We start from the raw sequence: 24,394 nt of genomic DNA, 5'->3' as shown, positions 1-24,394 counted from the left end.
TTTAGATATACAACATGAAGAAAGCCCCTTTTATAGCCTTATTACTACTAGTTACCAATGCTTTTGCACAAAACCAAAGTGCAGAATATTTTAAACTTACGCGCGAAGGCTTCAACGAAAAAAACGCCTTTACAACTACGGCATTTGTAGAAAAATATTTTCGTGTACCCGGTAATACAGGTTTCAATGCGAGCATTCATTATGTGGAAGATATTTTAAAAAAAGCTGGGTACGTTGAACAAAAAGAAAGCGAATTTGAAGCTCCACTAACCTATCGAATTGAAAAAAGGGCAATGAAACGCAATACCTGGGAGCCGATAGATGCCAGTGTACAAATTGTTGGAGAAAACCAACCTTTAATCGCGTTTAAGACCAATCGCAATATGATTCCGATAAACTGCCCTTCTACCCCTGCAGGCGGAGTTACTGCAGAAGTTGTGTTTGTAGGAAAAGGTATGCCGGCTGATTTTGAAGGTAAGGATCTTAAAGGGAAAATTGTTTTTGGCGATGCTGCTACTGGTCGATTGATCGGAGCAGCAGTTAAAGCAGGTGCTATTGGTGCGATGGGTTATTCGATGCCAAAATACACGCAGCCAGAAGTTCATCAAACATCTATTCAGTTTGGCAGTATGCAAGCCAGTGCGGGCATCTGGTCATTACTCCTGTCTTATGGGGTTAAAGAGCGGTTAAAAGCCGCTTGTTTACAGGGAAAAGTTCAGTTAAAGGTTGATATTGCTACCAAAATATACGAAGCAGAAGAACTTACTATAGTGGCCAATGCGAGAGGATCGATAAATCCGACCGAACGTTTTGTTTATAGTGCGCATGTACAAGAGCCGGGAGCAAATGATAATGCAACAGGGGTTGGCACTTTAGCCGAAATGGCTAGATTAACTGCAAGTTTAATCAAAGCAGGTAAACTTAAACCACAACGCACCTTAACCTTTCTTTGGGGCGACGAAATTGTGTCGACAGGAAGATATATCAAAGAGGACACCTCGCGCGCCAAAAGCATATTATGGGGCATGAGCTTAGACATGGTAGGTGAAGACACTGAAAAAACAGGCGGTTCGTTCTTGTTGGAAAAAATGCCCGATCCTTCTGCGATTTGGACAAGAGGTACCGACAAACATAGCGAATGGGGAGCTGGAGATGTAAAAGAGAAAGACCTTTTCCCTCATTACTTTAACGATTTTATTTTTGACATCTGCAAGACCCAAGGAAAATTTGCCAACTGGACCGTTAATTATAACCCTTTCGAGGGTGGAAGTGACCACACACCGTTTTTACAGCACAAAATCCCCGGTTTGTTAATGTGGCATTTTACTGATGTATTTTACCATACCGATAATGACCGAATCGATAAAGTTTCGGCAACTACCATGAAAAACGTTGGCGTAAGTGCATTAACTGCTGCTTATACTTTAATAACTGCCGATGAAAACACAGCGATTAGCACCGTAGAACAGGTTAAAACTGCTGCCCTAATTCGTTTAAAAACTGAATTTGAACTAAGTAAAAAGGCAATCGCCGACGGCAAAGCTTCCGCTGATGAGAAACATATTCTCGAAGTTTGGGGTAAATGGTATACAGATGCATTGGCAACAATTGGTACCATGCCCGTGCAGGCGAAAACAACAAGAGTAGGTTCATCTATTAAAGTGGCAACATTAGCCGTTGAAAAACAAGTGCAAGCCTACTTAGGAGCGTTAAAATAATTTAATCCATATGAATTTTCACACACGTAAATGGATCAAACCCGAAGATCTAAATCCCAATGGCGGATTATTTGGCGGTAGCCTTTTAAAATGGATTGATGAAGAAGCAGCAATTTATGCTATTGTACAGCTCGAAAACCCAAAAGTGGTAACCAAATATATGTCGGAAATTAACTTTGTAAGCTCGGGCAAGTTAGGTGATATCATTGAGCTGGGCATGACGGCTACTGCATTTGGCACCACGTCCATCACCATGTGTTGCGAAGTAAGGAACAAAATAACAAGGAAAAGTATTTTAACGATTGATAAGATCGTTTTCGTAAACATTAACGATTATGGTGAGCCAACGCCGCACGGTAAAACCAAAATTAAATATATTGAGGAGCAATTTGAAGATTTAAAGTAATTGCTATTTTGTTTCTTTCGATATGCATCATTGTGAGGTACAATCGTCATTGAGAGATACAATCGTCATTGCGAGGTACGAAGCAATCTCTTTTCAAGTATCGTGTAAGATTGCTTCGTACCTCGCAATGACGCAAATTATACCAATGAACTAACAACCTCCTCAATATCCAAATCAAATGCGTTAACAACTAGGTGAGCCTGATTATAAAAAGCATTCCGTTCAGTTAATTTTGTTTCTATAAAAGCTAATAATTGTTCGTCATCCATTCCTTTAAGCAAAGGTCTTTTTTCTCTATTATGTAATCTCGAAACCAATTGAGGTGGCGTCATCTTTAAATATACCGTTTTTCCATTCGCGTTCATCCATTCCATATTATCAAAAAAACAAGGTAAACCGCCTCCTGTTGCAACGATACAATTTTCGGGATAAGCATAGCTCTGCAAGGTTTCTTGCTCCAATTTTCTAAAAGCAGATTCTCCATGTTCAGCAAAATACTCAGCAATTGATTTACCTTGCTTGGCTACTATTACCGCATCCAGGTCCACCACCTCACAGCCTAAACGACTAGCTAGCTGCTTTGCTTTAGTACTTTTACCACAGCCCATAAAACCTACTAAAAAGACCTTCATACTCACTTATGCTAATTTAACTCTAGGATCAACCCAGGCATATAAAATATCAACCAAAATATTCATCACTACAAATACGAAAGCGATGAAAAGAATAGCGCCCATCACCACCGGGAAATCCGACATCTCTAAAGCATTAACGGTAGTTCTCCCCAAGCCGTTGTAGCCAAAGATATACTCCACAAAAAAAGAACCGGCCAACAAAGAGGCAAACCAACCAGATATTGCTGTTATAACAGGATTCAACGCATTTTTAAGCGCATGCTTATAGATTATCGCATTTCGCCCTAATCCCTTCGCTTTAGCAGTGCGGATATAATCTTGAGCTAATACATCCAACATAGCACTACGGGTTAATTGAACAATAATTGCCAATGGCCTTAATCCAAGGGTAATCATTGGCAACCAAAGATTTCTCCAGGTAATAATTTCACCATTAAAAGGATCGTAGCTATATAAACTGCCGCTCATATTTAAACCCGTATAATCGGCCAGCACAAAACCAAACAGCCATGCAATAATAATCCCTGCAAAAAATGAGGGAGCCGAAATACCTAATATAGCAAATGAGTTAGCCATATTGTCTATCCAAGTATCTTTATGCACAGCAGATAAAACTCCTAAGAAAACCCCGATTACAGTCGCAAATAACATTGCCGTTAAAGCGAGCACAAAGGTATTGGGCACCGTCTCTGCCAAGATCTTGGTTACATCCCGCTTGGTTTGGTACGAACGACGCAAATAAGGTGTCTTAATAACCACCACGTCATCTCCGGTTTTAAAAATCGTATGGTAATGATATTTCTCTTGGTTTTCTTCTGTGGCAGGATGAACGCTTAAAGGAAGTAAATCATTAATATAAAGTAGAAATTGAACCGGTTTTGAACGATCTAATCCAAACTCCTTTCTAACCGCTTCCAACGATTGTACATCAGAACGCTGACCCATTGTCATCCGCGCCGGATCGCCAGGTAAAATATTAAATAATACAAACACAACCAGAATTACGCCTGCCATTACCGCAAGTCCGTATAAAAATTTTCTAATTGCGTAAGCTCCCATTATTTACTAAAATAGGTAGCGGAAAGCTCGTTAAAAGAAGGCAGGTTATGATAATGCCATTTATTGATGATGACCCCGTTCTTTAATAATAAAATTCCAGGGTTCGCTCTTACCATACTTTTCAAAGGCACCGCATCTGCGTAAAACACTTCCATAAAAAGTTTCATCTTTTTGCTGAACACGGCAGCATCCTGGGCAGAATTGGAAGTTAATAGCACCGATCTAATATTAAACTGTTCGACCGCATTTAAAGCAAGTGCATTCGTTTTGGCAACAGCCTCTTCATTTACATCATTTAAGTTATAAGCAACTACAACCAAATTATAAAAAGGATTTTCAATAAGTTCTTTGGTATAATCGGTACCTGAACCATCTGTAATAATTAAATCTTTAATTTTAACCTCATAACCTTTTTTAATCAGTTTTTTCTCAGGTTCACCAACGATCTCCCAGTTTTCATCCTTCCAAATTTCCAACTTCATGTAATCCTTGTCGCTCATAGCCTTGGTCTCGCCACTCTTCTTATGCTTAAGCTGGTACATGATTAAAAACTCATCAAGCGGCGCCCCTTCCGGAATTTTCATAGACTCGGGGATGCTCGAACCGACTTTATAGGGTAAAAAATCTATAACAGGTAAATAATTGTAAGTAAATATGCCAAAAGACAAGGATGCAATCAGCACAAATGCCGATAGGCCCAATTGCCAATTTTTATGATTTGTAAGCGGCCTTATTCGTTCTCTGTAAACAAAAAGATAAACAATCAGCACCAACAATATTAAGTCTTTACCAAATGATTGCCAAGGAGTAAGCGGAATTGCATCGCCAAAGCAGCCGCATGAGGTTACTACTTTAAATGCTGCAGACACAAAGGTTAAAAAGGTGAAGAAAATAATCAGTGCTAAAAGACCTTTTATTACTTGATGACGCCAAAATCCGAATAGCAATAAAGCACCTAAAACAATTTCTAATACACACAAAAGAATGGCAATCCCTGTCGCCCAACCGTTTAAAAAATTAATGTGAAAAACTTCAAAGTATTCCTGAAGCTTATAACCAAAACCTAACGGATCATTTGCTTTTATCAACCCTGAAAAGATGAATAACAAGCCAACAAACCAACGAGAAAAGGGTACTAATATCTTCTGCATATTTTTTTGTTTAAATTAAACACTTAATTTAATCAGTGCGAAAACAGCATAGTTCAGCATATCCTGATAATTTGCTTTTACTCCTTCAGATGCCAAAGTCTGCCCTAAGTTATCTTCAATTTGCTTCACTCTCAAAATTTTCATTAGAATTAAATCCGTTAAAGAGCTAATTCGCATATCCCGCCAGGCCTCACCATAATCATGATTTTTAGCAAACATTAAATCCTTTGTTTCAGTCACACTCCTATCGAAAAGGCTTTCAACAGCTTCAACCTCCATTTCATTCGGATCGCTATCTGTTAATTCTAATTGCAGCATAGCTATTACGCAGTAATTTACGATACCGATATATTCTGAAGTAATATCTTCCCCAACTTTAGATACTTTTTTTTCTTCTAAAGTACGGATACGCTGTGCTTTGATAAAGATCTGATCGGTAATGGATGATGGTCTTAAAATGCGCCATGCAGTACCGTAATCTTTTGTCTTTTTTAGAAATAGCGTTTTACAAGCGGCTATTATTTGGTCAAATTCTTGAGATGTGTTTGCTGCCAAAACAATTAATTTTTGATTGTCTGTTTAAGCTGTTTTAATGCTTATTTTTGTATTTAAATTATGGCTAAAGATACATTTTTAAACCGAAAAGTTACACTAAATAGCAAGGGTAAATTGATAGATTTAAGTAGTCCCGCTGTAATGGCTATCTTAAATTTAACAAGCGATTCCTTTTATGGCAAGAGCCGAATAGCTACGGTTGAAGAAGCCTTACAAAGAACTGATGGTTTTTTAAAAGCTGGGGCAAAATTTATCGATTTAGGTGCCTATTCTTCTCGGCCCGGGGCTGTTCATATTAATGAAGAAGAAGAAATCGCTCAGTTAATTCCTGTAATTGACGCCCTTACAAAAGAATTTCCGGAAGCCTTACTATCTATCGACACCTTTAATGCTGGCGTTGCTGAGATTGCAATCGATGCTGGAGCGCATATTATTAATGATATTTCGGCCGGCAACTTAGATAAAATGATGTTCGAAACCGTGGCAAAATTAAAAGTCCCATACTTCATGATGCACATGAAAGGAACCCCGCAAACTATGCAGGAAAACCCTGTATATGAAGACATTTTGAGCGAGGTGATAGCTTACTTTGAGCACAAAATAAATACCTTACACCAATTAGGTGTAAAAGACCTGGTAATCGATCCTGGCTTTGGGTTTGCTAAAACCGTTGAACATAATTATGAATTGCTCCAAAAAATGGAAGCGTTAAATTGCTTTGGGTTACCTGTTTTAGTTGGCTTTTCAAGAAAATCAATGATTACCAAAGTGCTTCATAATAAAACCGACGAAGCACTAAATGGGACCACTATTTTAAACACCATTGCTCTAACCAAAGGCGCCTCCATTTTGCGTGTTCACGATGTAAAGGAGGCGGTAGAGTGTGTTTCGCTGGTTAATCGCATGATCTAAAGCTTTAACAACTTTCTCTACACATTGCTAAAAAGTTGTCAAAGCTAAATGGATAATTCTTATCTTGTGCAACATGAAGAGCCTCGACTTCGATTTCCTTAAAATTACTTGGGTTAATGTAATAGACATCATTGTAGTGGCTATTCTGCTCTATTACATTTATAGCTTGATTAAAAATACCCTCGCCGTAAATTTACTCCTTGGCCTCCTTATCATTTTTTTGTTTTACCATTTGGTAACCAGCTTACATATGGATTTGTTGTCTACCATCATCAACAAATTTATGAGTGTTGGTATTCTAGCCTTGGTAGTCATTTTTCAACCCGAGATTAGGCGATTTCTTTTACATATTGGAAAGAATACCTTTTTACAAAAAAACAAAACCTGGTGGGGCAACCTTTTTGGCAGTAAAGATTTAGAAAGAGATAATTTACTAAGGATTAAGCCGATTATAGATGCCTGCAAAAGCATGAAAAAAACTAGAACAGGCGCACTGATTGTTTTTGTAAAGTTTTATGATGATCAACTCTTTGCCAATAGTTGCGAGATTATCGAATCAAAAATATCCAAACGTTTGTTAGAAAGCATTTTTCAGAAGCACAGTCCTTTGCATGATGGCGCTGTAGTAATTGCAGAAAACAAAATTAAGAGCGCCAGCTGTATTTTACCCCTAACAGATAACGAAAAACTACCGCCACAATTTGGATTACGGCATCGTGCCGGAATAGGAATCTCCGAAAATACCGATGCTGTTGCCGTAATTATTTCTGAAGAAACCGGTGAGATTGCCTACGCCAAACAAGGCAGGGTACGAATGAACGTTTCTTTTGGAGAACTGGAGAAACTGTTGAATAAGGATTTTTAATTAGCTAATTAGCCCAATGACTAATTAGCTAATTATAGACTAGCAATATTGTTCAAATGCGCCAATTAAGCTATCGGCAATCATTTGTGCGGGACGGCCTTCTATTTGATGACGCTCAATCATGTGCACCAATTTGCCATCTTTAAACAAAGCCATCGACGGAGAAGAAGGTGGAAAAGGCATCATATAACCTCTCGCTCTATCAACCGCATCTTTTTCCATACCTGCAAAAACGGTTACCAATTTATTAGGGTGTTTTGCATTAGCAGCTGCAAGTTTTGCGGCCGGACGAGCATTAGCAGCTGCACAACCACAAACTGAGTTCACCACGACAAAAACAGTACCTTCGCCTTTGATCGCTTGATCTACTTCTTCTGCTGATTTCAATTCTTCAAAACCTACGTTGGTTAACTCTGCACGCATGGGTTCTACTAAATATTCTGGATACATCTTTTTCCTTTTTTAAATTAAAGTACAAAGATAATAAATATGAAGCGGTAAAAAAGTCACCACTTTAACAAACTTTTAAAGTTTGTCAAAGTGGTGACTTTCCTATTGATAACTTTCTAAAATGCGTTGAATTTCCTGTTGATCACTCAATGCTGCCCATCCGAACATGGCAACAAAAGCAATCATCAGCAATAGATAAATAATGTTTAATACCAACCCAATAATAGCACATACCCTGCCCGCATTTAGGTTTTTAAAGGAGCTCTCCGTGTAAAACGTAATATTGGCAGCATATAACGCCCTGTCTTTTTTGCTTAAAACTAAAGCAACTATACCTAAAATTAATCCAATTACACCATAGCAGCAACAGGTTACAATAGATAAAATACCTAATATCAAAACTGGTGTAGCATTTGGCAGCGCATGTTGCATCCCATAATTAAATCCGCCACCCGGTTGCGGAGTTGGGTTTACGTGTTGGTGTGCTGTTCCTTGTGGATCTTGTTGTTCTTCAGACATAGATTAATTTAATTGATGCGTAAATATTTTATAAATATAATTTATTATGACGATTAAACTAATTCCTATATATAATATTTTAATTAAAAAGGCGCCATGTTTTAAATCAAACTTTAAGTGAATGGCTGTCAATACCACTAAAATTATAAAAGGGATGGTAGGGGGATAAAGCTTAAATGACTGTATCAAATCGCCCTGAAAAAACGCTAAAACAGAACGCTGAAATCCACAACCCGGACAATCGATTCCAAAATGTTCCTTTATTGGACAGGTAAACAGGTGCTTACTTAAAAAATCAAACACACTAAAAATAATTGTTGCGAGATACAAACCTTTATGGAGTTAAACCCAAAGATAGCAAAGCTGAAGGAATTTATATTAAACTCATGGCTCGTTCCACAGTTACCAATTATGTTTTTTATGATATCTGCAATACCCGAACAAGAAATTTACAAAAATCAATAGGCAGTTTCTTGGTAAAGGTTTAGCTTTAATGATCATATTTTAAACGATATAAATGATTGCCCAAATTAGCATTCACCAAATCATGGTCTTCATCCAGTACAATTTTTTGGGCAAAGTTTAATTTCGCAATCATATCATCAGCAATATGCTGAGGAAACATGCTGTCACGCTCGCCAAAAATAAAGAAACATTTAATACCTTGTTCATTTAACCGTTCAATTAGCTGTTGATGCACAGGTACTAAAAATCGTAAATAAGTAACAGTTGCATAAAAAGCAAAACGTAAATCAGGTGTTGACATCTCCTTTTGGAGAATCTCATGGTTTTTAGCATCAATTGCGCCGATACCTTTCGAAAAATCAAGCATCAATTTAACACCGTTCCTGCTTAGCAATACCTTTCGGAAAAATAAATTTGCCAGCCTATTTTTAGCCAATACTTTAAATACAGGTGGGATTTTTAAAAATGCCGGAGCCATTAAAAATATTTCTTCAATCTTAAACAATCCGCTCTCTGCCATTACCACTGCATAATTTGTTCCCAAAGAATAGGCCATCAAGGAAAACTCCCCGATGAATTGACTGCTACAAAACGAACTGATGATTTCGCAGAATTCAGCTTTGGTAAGCCCTTTTTTTATATTGGAGATCGCATTATCCCTTAATACGGTTTGTTCATGAAAAAATAGATCAAATCCGTAAAACGTGTATTCACTTCCGAACTTTTCTTTTAACCATTTAAACTGCCTCCCATGCATCCCATAGCCATGAAAACAGAGCATTATTTTGCTTCCCGTTCCGAAACGATAATAATGTAGGTTTACGATTGGATGATTAAGAAAGTGGCTTGTCATGATTAGCGAAGATAATTCTATTAAATGGAACAGAAAAAATTAACTAATTTTAGCTCACAATTTTACCGATGCCAGTTAAAATCTACGCAACCGCCTTAGGCCTATTCTTTATCGTTTTTATGCTATCAAGCAAAATCAGCTACAGCCAATCGTACAAAAACGAAATAGGTGCAATGGCCGAAAACGATGTTTATATTGCCTACTTGCAAGACCGTTATTATACCAATGGCTTTTTTGCTTACTATCGCCATGCGCTAGAGCAAGAAAATTTAAAACCTCGTCTGGAGAAAAAGATTGTTGACTTGGAGATTGGCCAGAAAATCTACAACCCTTATTCTGCCCATGCGCCGGATGTAAAGCTGCACGACAGACCTTTCGCAGGTTATTTATATGGGAGCGCTGCCATGGGCTGGTTTTACAAAAGCGAAGCGATCTTAAAAGCTTCGGCACAAATAGGCATTATTGGTCCGCACGCCTTTGGAGAAGAAATGCAAACTGCCTTCCATAAACTAATTGGCACCTATACTGTACAAGGCTGGGAGTACCAGGTCAAAGATGAATTGGCACTCAACCTCAATTTTTCCTATCAACAACCAGTTTATCACACCGTAAACCAGAAATTAGATTTCAGCGGTACGTCATCCGTATTATTAGGCAATACCTTCTCAGGTGCCAATATTGGATTATTAATCCGTTTCGGTAATATGAACCCCTTTTATGAATCATCATATGCCAATAGCAGAATAAAAAATAAGCAAGGAGATAACCGAAAAACAGATCGGGAGTTTTTCTTTTTCACCAAACCACAGGTTAATTTTGTTGCCTATGATGCCACGATTCAGGGCGGATTATTTAATGCCGATAAAGGCCCGGTAACTTTTGGCATCAAACATTGGGTATATTCGCAAGAGCTAGGCATAAATTTTGCATCTAAAAGATGGAATTCGAAGTTTATCGTTACCCTAAAAACACAAGAAATTGACGGCTCAGCAAAAGCTTACCATTATGGTTCGGCAATACTGGCCTATAGTTTTAATTAAATGATCAATAAAATAATTTTCGCCGTAATTGGAGTTCTTTCTTTAATAGAAACCCCTAAACTTTTTGCCCAAAAACAAGGAGACTCTTACGAATTTAGAACTGTTTTCGGCGCACATGGATTACAAGACCAGGGGCATTTATTCCAGGATAAAATTTACGGCGCTGATTTTATTTATAATAAAAGCCTGGAACATGACCCCGCCAATTGGATAAGGCATGCAAACGCTAAATCTTATGGGCTAATGCTGGTTTATAGAGATTTTAGTCGACTGCAAGGCATGCAAGACACCATTACTAAAGGCCTTGGCAGCTCTATCGGTGTGGTAGCCCGTTTAAAAATCCGATTACTCGAACTTGGCAAAGTAAAAATCAATTTCATGCCTGCCTTAGGTTTATCGTATGTAACCAAGCCGTATTTTACCAATAAACAAAATCGATATATGGGTTCCCACATTAACGAAACGATTTTAGGTGAGTTGGAAGCAGAGATTCCCTTATCTCCTAAATTTAGTTTACTTGGGGGTGGTTCTTATTTACATCATTCAAACGGGGGCGTGGTAGTTCCCAACGGGGGATTAAATACCGGAAATGTTTATTTGGGTATTAAATTTAACGACAAGGCAAAGCCCAATCACCAAAACGAAACTAGCTTTCAAACTTTGCGGCGAAACTCATTCGAAATAATGGGAGGTTTCGGTTTTAGAGGTGTTTTTGAAAAGCAACGAGCTAAATATAGAAGTGGATTATACGCTGGATATAATTTGTACTTAAATGATTTAATTACACTCAAGACAGGATTAGACGCGGTGTATTATTTTACCACCTTTGATCCAAATAATAATGCAGAGACTTTTCAAAATTATGGCTCTTCTTACAAACCCTGGCGGCTGGGTGCAAGCGTGGGTACCGATGTAAATGTGTGGAGAATAACCATCAACGGTCGCATTGGCAAATATATTTATTATGACCGCTATTATAAAAATGCTACTTGGTATTGGGCATTCGGTCCAACCTACTTCATTACCCCTAAACTAGGGATCCAAGCCAGCTCTTATATGCATTTTGCCCAGGCAGATTATATGAATTATGGGATCGTACTTAAAATTTAAAGCATCTTGATAAAAGGCATTATCTCATCCAATGTTAACCCTAAAAATTCACAAGCATGATGAACCGTTACCTGCTGAAACTTGCTTAAGGCAAAGAAATCGCGCATTAGCGTCATCGTACGCTGACAAGTACGATCGCTTTTACCCGTAATCTGCTTAAGATCGGCAGTGTAAAAAACTATTCTATGTAACGGCACTTTCATCTTCTTTAATTATTCACTCATCGAGTTGTTTTTATTTAATGTTTTATAATGTAAAGATACCTAATATTCAGCTCTTTAACACCAATTTTAACACTTTTACGAATATCGTAATGCTAGGCACAGCGCCTTTGCCAAATTGACAAGGGTAGGTAAAACACCCATTATCATATTCACAACAAAAACAAAATTTCATTAAGAATATTATAAGTGAAAATGACGTCGGATTGAAATAATTATGGTTAAAGACAGCAAAATTCTGCCTAAATACTAACGGTAACCACTTCGTTTTCCAAATTAACCCAAATGCCTTCCACTTATCCGCCGTTTACCCTACTAGTCTCGGTGCTTATTGCTTCTTACCCCCTTAAAGTGTTATAATGCCGAGATACTATCGGATAGGAACCCAATAGCAAAGCAAGGGATATCGAGAAGGCTACGGTTAAACGAACTTGCAAGCAAACTTTACTACCGGCCAATTTCCCTGCGACAAAAACGACATTTTACGCCAAAAACGACAAATGCGCCAAATGCGCCAAAAACGACATTGCTCATTTTTAATAGCCTCACCTTTACATCAAGCAAGGGCAATGGTGCTTTTGTTAAAAACATAATATAATGGCAAAACAAGAAAGCTTTATTAAGCTGCAGGGGAAAGTCGGGGACTTATCCTTCTTCAAAACAAAAAGTGGCTACCAGGCCAGAGTTAAAGGTGGCGTAAGTGCCGATCGCATTAAAAATGATCCGGCCTACCAGCGCACCAGAGAAAACAATGCTGAGTTTGCGGCCGTGAGTGTCGCAGCGAAGAACATCAGGGATTTACTGCGTTCAATGATCCTGCAAACACATGATCCGAAAATGGCGACAAGGTTAAGCAGCAGACTATTCCGCATGATGAAAGCCGATACGAGCAGTCTGCGCGGAGAGCGAAAGGTAACCGCAGCCAGCTTCGGGATCTTGAAGGACTTCAATTTCAACGAAGCAGCTCCTCTGAACAACACGCTGTTTGTAGATGCCATATCCAGCATCAACCGGGCAACAGGGGTAGTAGAAATGAGTTTACCGGAAATTAAGCCGGAAATTCACTTGGCCAAACCAAAAGCGGCCACGCATTTCCGCCTTACGGCTGGGACTGCGCTGATCACCCTCGACCAAGTGGTGGAACGTAGCGATTTACAGCTTGCACTATCTGATTATGCACCGGTTACAGGCACGATTCCGCCCATGGTTTTAACCGGCACGCTGCCTCCAAATGCCGTCGGCCCGATTGTATTGGCGCTTGGCGTAAACTTTTACCAGGAGGTAAATGGTGTTTACTACTCGCTCATTAATGGGGCTTTTAATACCCTGTGTATTGTAGCGGTAGATACCGCATAACCAAAAAGGGCAGTTCTCAAAATGAAAACTGCCCTTTTGCTAATATATAGCGAACTCGAAAAAAAGTTTCTTATATCGACTAAGATTTTCTGACCGGTGTTTTAGTTAGCGTTGGACTAAGGTTTGATGTATTCAATACAGAGGTTATGCTAGAAATTACACCGGCAATATCTGAAAGATCAGCAGGCACAATCATCGTATTATTTGTTTTAGCTAACTTTCCAAACTCAGTGAGGTACTGTTCAGCAATCCGCAAATTAACTGCATTCATACCACCCTCCATGTTTATCGCTTTTGAAATCTCTAAAATCCCTTTAGCCGTTGCTACAGCTACCATTTCGATTTCGGAAGCAGTACCGCTGGCCTCGTTTATTTTACGCATTTTCTCGCCCTCAGATCTAGCAATCATTTCTTGCTTGTCTCCCTCGGCGCGGTTAATTTTAGCTTGCTTATCACCTTCAGATTCAGCAATGAGCGCTCGCTTCTCACGCTCAGCCCTCATTTGTTTCTCCATCGCATCTCTAATACTTTGAGGCGGAGAAATGTTTTTAACTTCGTATCGGGAAACTTTGATACCCCAGGGCTCACTGGCCTTATCAACAGCACTTACAATTGTGCCGTTAACCGTTTCACGCTCTTCAAAGGTTTTATCTAGCTCCATCCTACCAATCACACTCCTCATAGTGGTTTGAGAAATTTGGATAACAGCAAATCGGTAATTATCGATACCATAAGAAGCCTTTTGTGGATCCATTACCTGCAGGTATAAAATCCCATCAACCTCAACCGCAATGTTATCCTTGGTTATACAGATTTGGGATGCAACATCTATAGCTTGCTCCTTAAGATTTTGTTTGTAGGCTATTTTATCAATAAAAGGAATTAAAACGTGAAAACCCGCTTCTAAGGTACGGCTGTATTTACCAAGGCGCTCTACAATAAAAACTGAGCGTTGAGGCACCACTTTAAACGTAGAAACAAAAGCGATTAGTACAAATACGGCTAAAATGATTAAAATGTAAGTAGATGGATTCATAATTTTTTATTTGATTGATTTAACGATTAATAAAATACTTTTAGTTGCCGTAATTAGCACGGATTCTCCCGCTGCTATAAACTCATCGGAAGTGGCATCCCAACTTGTTCCTTTAAACTCAACTTTTCCTTTAGCATCAGGGCTTATTGCTGTTTCCGCAATAGCTGTTTTACCCACAAATTCATCTTCAAGTTCTGAACTATTCACATCAGAGCTGCCAAACTTTCTTTTAATCCAATTCCTGAAGAGTAACACCGATGCCAATGAGCTTACAATAAAGAGTAAAACTTGAGTATTGAGTGATAGATCAAAAAAGAAAGATGCAATCGCTACCACCCATGCCCCTACCCCAAAAAAGAAAAGGACAAAACCAGGAAAAACAAACTCAAGCAGAAAGAATACAAATCCAATGCAGAACCAAATTACAGCATTATTAAAAATTTCATTCATTTTATTTAGGGTTAAAGATGACGATCGGAGACAAAATAATGTTTCTTACGAAAAATAGTCATTTTTATCCGAAATTGCTATTTCAACTTACACTAAAGTGAATATATTTATCGATCTATTAAAACCAAATATGATTACCAAGCAGAATCACCTGATTTTGTTGTTGTTTCTGCAAGCACTATTGTTTTTTTCTTGCAAAGAATCAGATGCTCAATTTGCAGAAAAGTTGATCACCAGATTTGAAGAGAAATCCATAAACAGAGATAGTATAGACTGGAAAGTTTTTAGGGAGAAAGTTATGGAACGCTCAAAGGTGTCTAAGGAATTAGGCATTATAGCAGCATTAACCCTAAATAATAATCCACATAGCTCTTATTATTACCAAGGGAAGGTTTTGAAAGGCATTTATCCCCAAAAAACCAGCAACGATTCCTGTAATTTAATGAGACCCTTTAAAAGGAAAAACTTCAAAGATATAGGGTATATTAATATACCAAAACTTTATGCTATTCCAAACACCCAAAACTAACAAAGGAGAATTCAATAAACTACATCAATAAAATTCTAGATTCAATTAAAGCCCAGGACCAATCGAAACTTAACGGTTGGATTATTGATTTAAGATTTAACTATGGAGGCGATATGTGGCCGATGCTTATAGCGTTAAGCCCCTTTTTTAAAGATGGGCAACTTGGGTCCTTTAAATCGAGTGGATTAAATGAAATATGGAAAAAATCAGGCAATAAGATATTTATAAAGGACGACCCTCAGAACGAACGTGTATATAATTCAGCAGTTACATACAAGCTTAAAAATGCAAGCATCAAAATTGCAGTATTGATTAACAAAACTACTCAAAGTGCAGGTGAAGCCACTACTATTGCTTTAAAATCGGTAAAGAATGTGAGCTTTTTTGGTTTAAGAACGAGGGGGTTGGCGACTTCAAACGAAACAATCCCTATGGATAATGGCGATTTCTTAATTTTAACTACTGCATGGATGTATGATTGTCATTCCCGGAAATATCCTCAAGGAATTGAACCAGATTATAGCGCTTGTAATTATCAGGAGCTGGAAAATAGCTTGCTTCACTGGGTTCGATAAAAGCATTATTTTTACAATCTTCAAACCCTTAACAGCCCTAACCCTTACAATACCATTTGGCTTTCATAAGGTTATGTCGTAAATTTGCACTTCATTTAAACAATAAACAATATGTCATCAGTAGAGACAACTTACGTTCCTTATAAAGTTAAGGACATTTCACTGGCAGAATGGGGCCGCAAAGAGATTGGATTAGCAGAAGCAGAAATGCCCGGCTTAATGAGCTTACGTGCAGAATTCGGACCATCTAAACCTTTAGCAGGTGCGCGTATCGCAGGCTGTTTGCACATGACCATTCAAACTGCAGTTTTAATCGAAACTTTAGTTGAATTAGGCGCAGAAGTTACCTGGTCATCATGCAATATTTTCTCAACTCAAGATCACGCCGCTGCTGCAATTGCTGCTGCAGGAATTCAAGTTTATGCTTGGAAAGGCTTAAATGAGGTAGATTTTGATTGGTGTATTGAGCAAACTTTACATTTCGGCCCAGAACGTAAGCCCTTAAACATGATCTTAGATGATGGTGGTGATTTAACTAATATGGTATTCGATAAATATCCAGAGTTAATTGCGGCAATTAAAGGTTTATCTGAAGAGACTACTACAGGCGTTCATCGTTTGTATGAGAGAATGAAGAATGGCACTTTGCACTTACCTGCAATCAATGTAAACGATTCGGTTACCAAATCGAAATTTGACAACAAATATGGCTGCCGTGAATCATTGGTTGATGCAATTCGCCGTGCAACCGACGTAATGATGGCCGGTAAAGTAGCTGTTGTTTGTGGTTATGGCGACGTGGGTAAAGGCTCTGCCGAATCTTTAAGCTCACAAGGCGTTAGGGTAATTGTAACCGAAATTGATCCAATTTGTGCTTTACAAGCGGCAATGGAGGGTTATGAAGTTAAAAAATTAGCGAATGCAATCAAAGAAGCTGATATCGTTGTAACAACCACAGGTAACTGCGACATCGTTCGGGAACAACATTTCAGAGCCCTAAAAGACAAAGCAATTGTTTGTAACATCGGTCACTTCGATAACGAAATTGACATGGCTTGGTTAAACGGTGCTTATGGCGACACGAAAGTGGAGATTAAACCACAAGTTGATAAATATACCATCGATGGCAAAGACGTGATCATTTTAGCTGAAGGTCGTTTAGTTAATTTAGGTTGCGCAACCGGCCACCCAAGTTTTGTAATGAGTAATTCATTTACCAACCAAACTTTAGCTCAATTAGAGCTTTGGACTAACCCAGGTAAGTACGAGAATAAAGTTTATGTTTTACCTAAGCATTTAGATGAGAAAGTTGCTCGTTTACACTTAGAGAAAATCGGCGTAGAACTTGACATATTAGATCAACATCAAGCAGATTATATCGGCGTTCCAGTAGAAGGTCCTTTTAAACCTGATACTTACAGATATTAATCAATTCTCGTCATTGAGAGGAGTTGCGAAGCATGAAGCAAAGCAATCTTGAGGAACGAAGCAATCTTAAAGTACTGCCCCCAAAAGTTAGATAAATTTGGGGGCTTTTTTATGACTTTTACAGCATTAACCTAGTAAATCCAAACTTATAGTTTGGATTTACTAGGTTAATGCTTAACTTTGAGCAATGATTAGCAGAAATCTACAATCCATTCTTTTGGACAAGCTCAAGAAGACTCCAGCTATAGCTATCTTAGGGCCACGACAAGTTGGTAAAACTACATTAGCTAAGCAATTAAAATCTGATAAACAGGAGAATCTATATCTAGATATGGAAAATCCTAATGATCAAAATAAGTTACAAGATGCTTTTAGTTATTTAACCTTACATAAGGACAGTAGAATAATTATTGATGAAATTCAACTGATGCCCCAGTTATTTGCTATCCTAAGGCCGTTGATAGACGCAAATCGTATAGCTGGCAGATTTATCTTATTAGGTTCTGCATCGCCTATTTTAGTTAAAGGGGTGTCCGAATCTCTTGCTGGCAGAATTGCATATACAGAATTAACCCCCATTGGCATCACAGAGTTGAATACGTCATTAGGCTATAAAAATAATTGGTTTAGAGGTGGTTTCCCAGAAGCACTGTTAGCAACAAATAATGAGGACGCAATTGAATGGCTTAATGATTTTATTAGAAGCTATGTTGAACGAGATTTAGCGACCTTATTTGGCGTAACCCTCTCGCCTGTAACGTTGCGTAATTTTTGGAGCATGCTTGCACATTCAAACGGAAATTTATTGAACGCAGAGGTTTTTGCAAGATCACTTGGGGTAAGTGCAACCACGGTAATGAAATACCTGGACTTTTTAGAAGGGGCATACATGGTTAGACGATTGCAGCCCTGGTTTATCAACGCAAAAAAGCGGCTTGTTAAATCTCCTAAAACCTATATAAGAGACACTGGAATACTGCACAGATTACTAAATATAGCCAGTTTTGATGCATTGTTCGGCCATCCCGGAGTTGGAGCTTCATGGGAAGGCTACGTGGTAGAACAAATTTTTCAAGCTAAACCTAACCACTTAGATCTGTTTTTTTATCGAACCCAAGCAGGAGCAGAATGCGACTTACTACTTGTTCAAGGCATTACACCAATTGCCTGTATAGAGATTAAATTATCTAATAGTCCAGTGGTATCTCGAGGGTTTGTGAACTGTATACAAGACCTAGCCCCAAAATATAGCTTTATCATCACACCAGAAAGCGACACTTACCTAGTGGGCAACGAGATCACAACAATTAGTCTTGTTAATTTTATTGAAACAAGACTAGCATTGCTTTAAGTAAGAACGAATCTAAAATTAGGTGAATACTGTTTTAAACCCTAAATTTGTTGCTAACCAATTTGCTATAAACATATTCAAATGAAAAAATTATTCTTCACCCTATTCATCAGCATCTGCTACGTTGTTGCAAATGCGCAGACTCCTTCAAAGCCAACTACCGAGAAGACAGCAAAGGCAATTGTTCAAAAAGAGCTTAAGAACCAAACCGTAGAAATTGCCTGTGGCGAATGTAAATTTAAGATGGAAGGCAAAGGCTGTGATCTTGCAATCAGGATCGATGGAAAATCTTATTTCGTTGATGGAAAAACGGTAGATGATTTTGGTGATGCACATGATGAAAAGCATGGTTTCTGCAATGTAATTGCTAAAGCAAAAGTAACTGGGGAACTAGTAAACAATAGATTTAAAGCAAAGACAATTACCCTAGAGCCAGAAAAGAAATAATCGAGTTATGACTCACCTATCCGTCAACATCAACAAAATCGCCACCTTACGCAACAGTAGAGGCGGCAACAATCCCGATCTGGTAAAGGTGGCGCTAGATTGTGAGCGTTTCGGCGCCCAAGGAATAACGGTACATCCTCGGCCTGATGAACGTCATATACGCTATCAGGATACTTTTGACTTAAAAGCAGTTATAGCTACCGAATTTAATATCGAGGGCAATTGTCGTGAACAGAAATTTATCGATTTAGTATTAGCTAACAAACCCGCACAGGTTACTTTGGTACCAGATGTATTAGGCCAAATCACCTCAAACCATGGATGGGACACCATTAAAGAGCAAGACTATTTAAAAGAAATGGTTTCCTCGTTTAAAAACGCAGGTATCCGTGTTTCTATTTTTGTAGACCCAGTGATCGAAATGGTAGAAGGTGCATTAGCAACTGGTACAGATCGTATTGAATTGTATACCGAAGCTTATGCTAGCCATTACCATGAAGATAGCGCAAAAGCAATTGCGCCTTATGTTGCAGCGGCAAAAAAAGCAAATGAGTTAGGTTTGGGCATTAATGCGGGGCATGATTTAGATTTAAACAACCTGCAATACTTCGCGCAAAATATTCCTAACTTATTGGAGGTATCAATTGGCCATGCACTTATTAGTGATGCCCTATATTTAGGCCTGGAGAACACAATCCAGCTTTATTTAAAGCAATTAGCTTAGAAATATATGTTAAAAGGAGTAATCCTTGTACTTGTTGGTGCCTGTAGTTTCGGTATCCTATCTACTTTCGTAAAACTTGCGTATGCTGATGGCTATAGCTTAAGTGACGTTACCGGAACACAAGCTTTTTTCGGAGCTATCTTATTGTGGTCATGCTATTTTGTACAAATAAAGATTGGCAAAAAAAAGTCTCCGAAATCAGCTACCCATTGGCTTAAATTAATTGCAGCTGGCTTGTTCACGGGACTGGTAAGTATGTTTTATTATCAGTGTGTTAAACTGGTACCTGCATCATTAGCCATTATTTTATTGATGCAATTTGTATGGATCAGTATATTACTTGAACTCTTTATCTACAAAAAGAAACCGAGTAAATTGCAGCTCATAGCCATTGCTATTATTCTTTTTGGAACTGTTTTAGCTAGCGGGTTTTTAACTTCAAATGCTAATCAAATTAACCTGGAGGGTCTGTTTTTTGGAATGCTGGCTGCACTTTGTTATGCGATATTCCTGCTGCTGAATGGTAAGCTGGGGAATGATTATCCGCCCTTAAAGAAAAGCGCCTTAATGATCACAGGAGCATGTATCTTGATATTTGTTTTGCTTCCTCCAACCTTCCTGGTAAATGGGGCCTTAACCGGAAGCCTGTTAAAATGGGGAATTATTTTAGCTGTTTTCGGCACTTTCATTCCACCTCTTTGTTTTGCCTCCGGCATTCCAAAAGCGGGTTTAACTTTAAGTTCAATTTTAAGCTCTGTCGAATTACCAGTTGCCATAATGGTTAGTAGCTTAGTTTTAAAGGAAGAGGTAGGCTTAATTCGCTGGGTAGGCGTGACCACTATTCTAGGCGCACTCGTTATCCCAAATTTGGAAAATACAAAAAAGCAGAATACCTTTAAATAAAACTATACGCAAATGAAACACAAAATCTTAACTGCCCTTTTATTTATTGTCGTTGCTTTTACTAGCTGTAAGGATATTGGCAAAATAAGTTCAGAAGAAGCTGGAGAGGTAATTACTGATTACTTAAAAGCAAATCAGGAATATAAAACTGCACGTTTTCATTTTGGCGAAATAAAGTTTAATAGCAAAAACGAAATGATCGAACTCGAAAAATATAGAGCACTGGAAGATGAAGGCTATATATCGATGACTTTACAAGAAGGCAAAAAGAAATTTCTATCAAAAGACAGCAGCTATGTTTATCTCATCAAACTTACCGAAAAGGCAAATGATTTAGTTCTTAAACAGGACGAGGACAAAGCTACTGTAAAAGTAGTACTATATGAGTTGGCTAGCGAAAAACCAGTTAATTTTAATCGGGTGAATGACAACAATGCGAAGGTTACGGTATCCTTAAAAAAGACTAACACCGTTTTTGCACCTTTTCAAAAAAATACAAATGAAAATAGTGACTTTATTACAAAAACTTATCGTTTGAAGCAAGACAAAGAAGAAGGCTGGAAAGTAGTGAAGTAATAATTTGCTGATTTTCTGATTAGCTGATTAGCTAATTGAGGTACAATTTCTTACCTTTGCACAACTTATTTTTTCAAACTGCATGAGTTTAAACATTCATTACCAAGAAGATTTTCAAGACCGCCATATTGCGCCCAATGCAAATGATACAGCGGCAATGTTACAGGCAATCGGCGTAAGTTCTATCGACGAGTTGATTGAACAAACCGTTCCTCAAAAAATCAGGTTAAAAAGCCCATTAAATTTACCGAAGGCAAAATCTGAAATTGAGTATTTAACTGACTTAAGGCAAACAGCTTCCTTAAATAAAGTTTATAAATCTTATATCGGTCAGGGTTATTATGACACACTTACCCCGGGAGTAATCTTACGTAATGTAATGGAAAACCCAGGATGGTATACACAGTACACTCCTTATCAAGCGGAGATTGCACAAGGCCGTTTGCAGGCGCTGTTAAACTTCCAAACCATGGTGATTGATTTAACCGGAATGGAAATTGCAAATGCCTCTCTATTAGATGAGGGTACCGCAGCAGCCGAGGCAATGTTTATGCAATATAGCCTTCGTAAAAACCAACAAGCTACCAAATACTTTGTTTCTGATCAGGTTTTTGCGCAAACAATAGATATTTTAAAAACGCGTGCGCAACCTTATGGCATCGAGCTGGTAATTGGCAACCATATTGATTTTACCGCAACGGCTGAATTCTTCGGGGCAATTGTTCAATATCCAGCCGGTAATGGAGAGGTGTTTGACTATACGCATTTCGCAGACACACTTCATCAGCAAAACATTAAATTAACGGTAATAGCCGATTTATTAAGTTTAACGTTATTAACCCCTCCAGGAGAGTGGGGAGCCGATGTTGTGGTAGGAACTACGCAACGTTTTGGCGTACCTATGGGTTTTGGCGGTCCTCACGCTGCTTACTTTGCTACAAAAGATGAATACAAACGTTCAATTCCTGGCCGTATCATTGGCGTAACGATCGACAGCAATAATAACTATGCACTGCGTATGGCTCTGCAAACACGTGAGCAACACATCCGTAGAGATAAAGCAACTTCCAATATTTGTACAGCGCAGGCACTCTTAGCTATCATGGCTGGATTTTATGCTGTTTATCATGGGCCAAAAGGATTAAAGCTAATTGCTGAGCGTGTTCACGGACTCACGGTTTGCCTCGCAGAATCTTTGAACCAAATTGGGTACCAGGTATTGAACAAAGCTTATTTCGACACTATCCAAATCAACTTAGGCGAATTAACTGGTTCTATCCATAAAGAGTGTTTAGATAACAATATTAATTTAAACTATAAAGGAAACCAGGTTAGCATTTCATTAGACGAAACAGTATCTTTTGAAGATGTTAAGCTCCTAGTTCGTATTTTTTCTAAAGTTAAAGGAATTGCCGCTGATAGTTTAACAATCGTTGAGGAAGTAAAAACAACAATTTCAGCTACCTTACAGCGTCAATCATCCTATTTATTACATCCAGTATTTAACTCGCATCATTCAGAACACGAAATGTTGCGGTATATCAAATCGTTGGAAACAAAAGATCTTTCGCTTTGTCACTCGATGATTGCTCTAGGTTCATGTACAATGAAACTAAACGCTACAAGTGAAATGATCCCGGTTACCTGGCCAGAATTTGGTAAAGTACATCCATTTGCACCCGCTGATCAAGTTTTAGGATACTATACTGTTTTTGATGAATTAGATAAATGGTTAAGCGAAATTACTGGCTTTGCAGCCATGAGCTTGCAACCAAATGCAGGTGCACAAGGTGAATATGCCGGTTTAATGGTTATTAGAGCTTACCACCAGGACAGAGGGGATCATCACCGTAACATTGCCTTAATTCCTGCTTCAGCACATGGCACCAATCCTGCCTCTGCAGCAATGGCCGGAATGAAAATCGTAGTGGTTAAATCGTTAGAAAACGGAAACATTGATGTAGATGATTTAAAAGCAAAAGCTGAACAACATGCCGCAGATCTTTCTTGCTTAATGGTCACTTACCCATCTACCCATGGGGTATTTGAAGAAAGCATTATCGATATATGTAATATAATTCACCAAAATGGCGGACAAGTTTACATGGATGGCGCTAACATGAATGCACAAGTTGGCTTAACCAGTCCGGCTAATATCGGTGCAGATGTTTGCCACTTAAACTTGCATAAAACATTCTGTATTCCACACGGTGGAGGTGGTCCTGGCATGGGGCCAATTGGTGTGGCAGCACATTTAGTAAAATATTTACCCGGACACTCGGTTGTAGATATCAACAACGAAAAATCTATTCCCGCAGTGTCTTCAGCCCCTTGGGGATCGGCTTCTATCTTGATTATCTCTCACGCCTACATCGCTATGATGGGCGGCGAAGGGTTAACAGATGCCACAAAATATGCTATCCTGAACGCAAACTACATGAAAGCGCGTTTAGAAGCACATTATCCAGTTTTGTATTCAGGAAGTCAAGGCCGTTGTGCACATGAAATGATTTTAGATTGCCGTGGTTTTAAAAACTTCGGTATCGAAGTGGTAGATATTGCTAAACGTTTAATGGACTATGGTTTCCACGCACCTACGGTATCATTCCCTGTGGCAGGCACCTTGATGGTTGAACCAACTGAAAGTGAGCCTAAGCACGAGTTAGATCGTTTCTGCGATGCATTAATTGCCATTAGAAAGGAAATTTCATCGGTAGAAAATGGATCTCTTGATAAAGTAGACAACCCATTAAAAAATGCGCCGCACACCTCAGCGGTGGTAACTGCAAACGAATGGTCACACGGTTATAGCCGTCAAACCGCAGCCTTCCCGCTCCCTTACGTGGCCGATTATAAATTCTGGCCATCAGTAGGCAGGGTAAACGATAGTCATGGCGATAGGTCATTAATTTGCGCCTGTCCACCACTAGAGAGTTACCTTGAAGAAGAAGTAACCGCATAAAAGAAAAGTCCCGATCAAAATCGGGACTTTTCTTTTATCACCCCACATTGGTTCAACATCTCAGGTCATTGCGAGTTCACGTCTCCGTCATTGCGAGG

The 24,394-nt window shown here is 38.6% G+C and carries 27 protein-coding genes; 16 read left to right on the top strand and 11 right to left on the bottom strand.

Annotated elements, in window-relative coordinates; translation table 11 throughout:
- Positions 1–14: 14 nt before the first annotated feature.
- Together BM207_RS02480 and BM207_RS02475 are read left to right on the top strand one after the other, a co-directional pair.
- Positions 15–1,718, top strand: a complete 1,704-nt coding sequence (locus BM207_RS02480; protein WP_090991963.1) for a M28 family peptidase — start codon at positions 15–17, stop codon at positions 1,716–1,718.
- Between the two features lie 10 nt (positions 1,719–1,728).
- Positions 1,729–2,124 (top strand): acyl-CoA thioesterase, encoded by a 396-nt coding sequence (locus BM207_RS02475; RefSeq protein WP_090991962.1) that lies wholly within the window; start codon positions 1,729–1,731, stop codon positions 2,122–2,124.
- 137 nt (positions 2,125–2,261) lie between these two features.
- Here BM207_RS02475 and BM207_RS02470 read toward each other — a convergent pair whose 3' ends face one another.
- The 4 genes from BM207_RS02470 to BM207_RS02455 are packed head-to-tail and all read right to left on the bottom strand — an operon-like array spanning position 2,262 to position 5,524.
- Positions 2,262–2,756, bottom strand: a complete 495-nt coding sequence (locus BM207_RS02470) for a shikimate kinase (RefSeq protein WP_090991961.1) — start codon at positions 2,754–2,756, stop codon at positions 2,262–2,264.
- Between the two features lie 6 nt (positions 2,757–2,762).
- Positions 2,763–3,818 carry an ABC transporter permease gene (locus BM207_RS02465; RefSeq protein ID WP_090991960.1) on the bottom strand — a complete coding sequence of 352 codons (1,056 nt, stop codon included), beginning with the start codon at positions 3,816–3,818 and terminating at the stop codon, positions 2,763–2,765.
- On the bottom strand, positions 3,818–4,969 hold the full coding sequence (locus BM207_RS02460; RefSeq protein WP_090991959.1) for a BT_3928 family protein: 1,152 nt from the start codon (positions 4,967–4,969) through the stop codon (positions 3,818–3,820). Before BM207_RS02460 ends, BM207_RS02465 begins: the two co-directional genes overlap by 1 nt.
- A gap of 15 nt (positions 4,970–4,984) precedes the next feature.
- Complete coding sequence (locus tag BM207_RS02455) at positions 4,985–5,524, bottom strand: DUF1599 domain-containing protein (protein WP_090991958.1); 540 nt, start codon at positions 5,522–5,524, stop codon at positions 4,985–4,987.
- A gap of 60 nt (positions 5,525–5,584) precedes the next feature.
- Here BM207_RS02455 and folP point away from each other — a divergent pair, with 60 nt between their 5' ends.
- Both folP and cdaA read left to right on the top strand, forming a co-directional pair.
- On the top strand, positions 5,585–6,436 hold the full coding sequence (gene folP, locus BM207_RS02450) for a dihydropteroate synthase (RefSeq protein ID WP_090991957.1): 852 nt from the start codon (positions 5,585–5,587) through the stop codon (positions 6,434–6,436).
- Between the two features lie 73 nt (positions 6,437–6,509).
- Positions 6,510–7,301: a diadenylate cyclase CdaA gene (gene cdaA, locus BM207_RS02445; RefSeq protein ID WP_090991956.1), complete on the top strand. Its 792-nt coding sequence runs from the start codon at positions 6,510–6,512 to the stop codon at positions 7,299–7,301.
- Between the two features lie 39 nt (positions 7,302–7,340).
- On the opposite strand, the gene BM207_RS02440 is transcribed toward cdaA, so the two are convergent.
- The 4 genes from BM207_RS02440 to BM207_RS02425 all read right to left on the bottom strand — a co-directional run bounded on the left by BM207_RS02440 (position 7,341) and on the right by BM207_RS02425 (position 9,588).
- Positions 7,341–7,751, bottom strand: a complete 411-nt coding sequence (locus BM207_RS02440; RefSeq protein WP_090991955.1) for a BrxA/BrxB family bacilliredoxin — start codon at positions 7,749–7,751, stop codon at positions 7,341–7,343.
- A gap of 102 nt (positions 7,752–7,853) precedes the next feature.
- A complete protein-coding gene (locus BM207_RS02435; RefSeq protein WP_218155012.1) occupies positions 7,854–8,270 on the bottom strand; it encodes a CCC motif membrane protein in 417 nt (138 codons plus the stop codon).
- Between the two features lie 3 nt (positions 8,271–8,273).
- Entirely contained in the window at positions 8,274–8,573 is a 300-nt protein-coding gene (locus BM207_RS19425) for a DUF2752 domain-containing protein (protein WP_177217038.1), read from the bottom strand.
- A gap of 187 nt (positions 8,574–8,760) precedes the next feature.
- A complete protein-coding gene (locus tag BM207_RS02425; protein ID WP_090991953.1) occupies positions 8,761–9,588 on the bottom strand; it encodes an alpha/beta fold hydrolase in 828 nt (275 codons plus the stop codon).
- A 68-nt stretch (positions 9,589–9,656) separates the two neighbouring features.
- Between BM207_RS02425 and BM207_RS02420 the strand changes: the two genes are divergently transcribed.
- Positions 9,657–10,628, top strand: a complete 972-nt coding sequence (locus BM207_RS02420) for a lipid A deacylase LpxR family protein (RefSeq protein WP_090991952.1) — start codon at positions 9,657–9,659, stop codon at positions 10,626–10,628.
- Entirely contained in the window at positions 10,629–11,738 is a 1,110-nt protein-coding gene (locus BM207_RS02415; protein ID WP_090991951.1) for an acyloxyacyl hydrolase, read from the top strand. It begins immediately after the preceding gene.
- On the opposite strand, the gene BM207_RS02410 is transcribed toward BM207_RS02415, so the two are convergent.
- Complete coding sequence (locus BM207_RS02410) at positions 11,735–11,941, bottom strand: hypothetical protein (protein WP_090991950.1); 207 nt, start codon at positions 11,939–11,941, stop codon at positions 11,735–11,737. The genes BM207_RS02415 and BM207_RS02410 overlap by 4 nt on opposite strands.
- Before the next feature lie 615 nt (positions 11,942–12,556).
- Between BM207_RS02410 and BM207_RS02405 the strand changes: the two genes are divergently transcribed.
- A complete protein-coding gene (locus BM207_RS02405; RefSeq protein WP_090991949.1) occupies positions 12,557–13,315 on the top strand; it encodes a hypothetical protein in 759 nt (252 codons plus the stop codon).
- Positions 13,316–13,394: 79 nt separating this feature from the next.
- On the opposite strand, the gene BM207_RS02400 is transcribed toward BM207_RS02405, so the two are convergent.
- Positions 13,395–14,351, bottom strand: coding sequence for an SPFH domain-containing protein (locus BM207_RS02400; protein WP_090991948.1), 957 nt, complete (start codon positions 14,349–14,351; stop codon positions 13,395–13,397).
- Positions 14,352–14,357: 6 nt separating this feature from the next.
- Positions 14,358–14,801 (bottom strand): NfeD family protein, encoded by a 444-nt coding sequence (locus BM207_RS02395; protein ID WP_090991947.1) that lies wholly within the window; start codon positions 14,799–14,801, stop codon positions 14,358–14,360.
- A 97-nt stretch (positions 14,802–14,898) separates the two neighbouring features.
- Between BM207_RS02395 and BM207_RS02390 the strand changes: the two genes are divergently transcribed.
- The 9 genes from BM207_RS02390 (at position 14,899) to gcvP (ending at position 24,296) form a co-directional block, all read left to right on the top strand.
- Entirely contained in the window at positions 14,899–15,330 is a 432-nt protein-coding gene (locus BM207_RS02390; RefSeq protein WP_143095905.1) for a hypothetical protein, read from the top strand.
- A gap of 14 nt (positions 15,331–15,344) precedes the next feature.
- Entirely contained in the window at positions 15,345–15,905 is a 561-nt protein-coding gene (locus BM207_RS02385; RefSeq protein ID WP_090991945.1) for a S41 family peptidase, read from the top strand.
- A 111-nt stretch (positions 15,906–16,016) separates the two neighbouring features.
- Positions 16,017–17,333 carry an adenosylhomocysteinase gene (gene ahcY / locus BM207_RS02380; protein ID WP_090991944.1) on the top strand — a complete coding sequence of 439 codons (1,317 nt, stop codon included), beginning with the start codon at positions 16,017–16,019 and terminating at the stop codon, positions 17,331–17,333.
- Positions 17,334–17,520: 187 nt separating this feature from the next.
- On the top strand, positions 17,521–18,684 hold the full coding sequence (locus BM207_RS02375; RefSeq protein WP_090991943.1) for an ATP-binding protein: 1,164 nt from the start codon (positions 17,521–17,523) through the stop codon (positions 18,682–18,684).
- Positions 18,685–18,765: 81 nt separating this feature from the next.
- A complete protein-coding gene (locus BM207_RS02370) occupies positions 18,766–19,131 on the top strand; it encodes a DUF6370 family protein (protein ID WP_218155011.1) in 366 nt (121 codons plus the stop codon).
- A 7-nt stretch (positions 19,132–19,138) separates the two neighbouring features.
- On the top strand, positions 19,139–19,855 hold the full coding sequence (locus BM207_RS02365; protein ID WP_090991942.1) for a pyridoxine 5'-phosphate synthase: 717 nt from the start codon (positions 19,139–19,141) through the stop codon (positions 19,853–19,855).
- Between the two features lie 6 nt (positions 19,856–19,861).
- The gene (locus BM207_RS02360; protein ID WP_090991941.1) at positions 19,862–20,758 is read left to right on the top strand and encodes an EamA family transporter; all 897 of its coding nucleotides are present in this window, start codon (positions 19,862–19,864) and stop codon (positions 20,756–20,758) included.
- A 12-nt stretch (positions 20,759–20,770) separates the two neighbouring features.
- A complete protein-coding gene (locus BM207_RS02355; protein ID WP_090991940.1) occupies positions 20,771–21,334 on the top strand; it encodes a hypothetical protein in 564 nt (187 codons plus the stop codon).
- Between the two features lie 82 nt (positions 21,335–21,416).
- A complete protein-coding gene (gene gcvP, locus BM207_RS02350; protein ID WP_090991939.1) occupies positions 21,417–24,296 on the top strand; it encodes an aminomethyl-transferring glycine dehydrogenase in 2,880 nt (959 codons plus the stop codon).
- The last annotated feature ends 98 nt before the right edge of the window (positions 24,297–24,394 follow it).

Origin of the sequence: Pedobacter insulae (genome assembly GCF_900113525.1) — a bacterium.
Classification (GTDB): Bacteria; Bacteroidota; Bacteroidia; order Sphingobacteriales; family Sphingobacteriaceae; genus Pedobacter; species Pedobacter insulae.
This window is presented reverse-complemented; position numbering and strand designations above follow the sequence as displayed.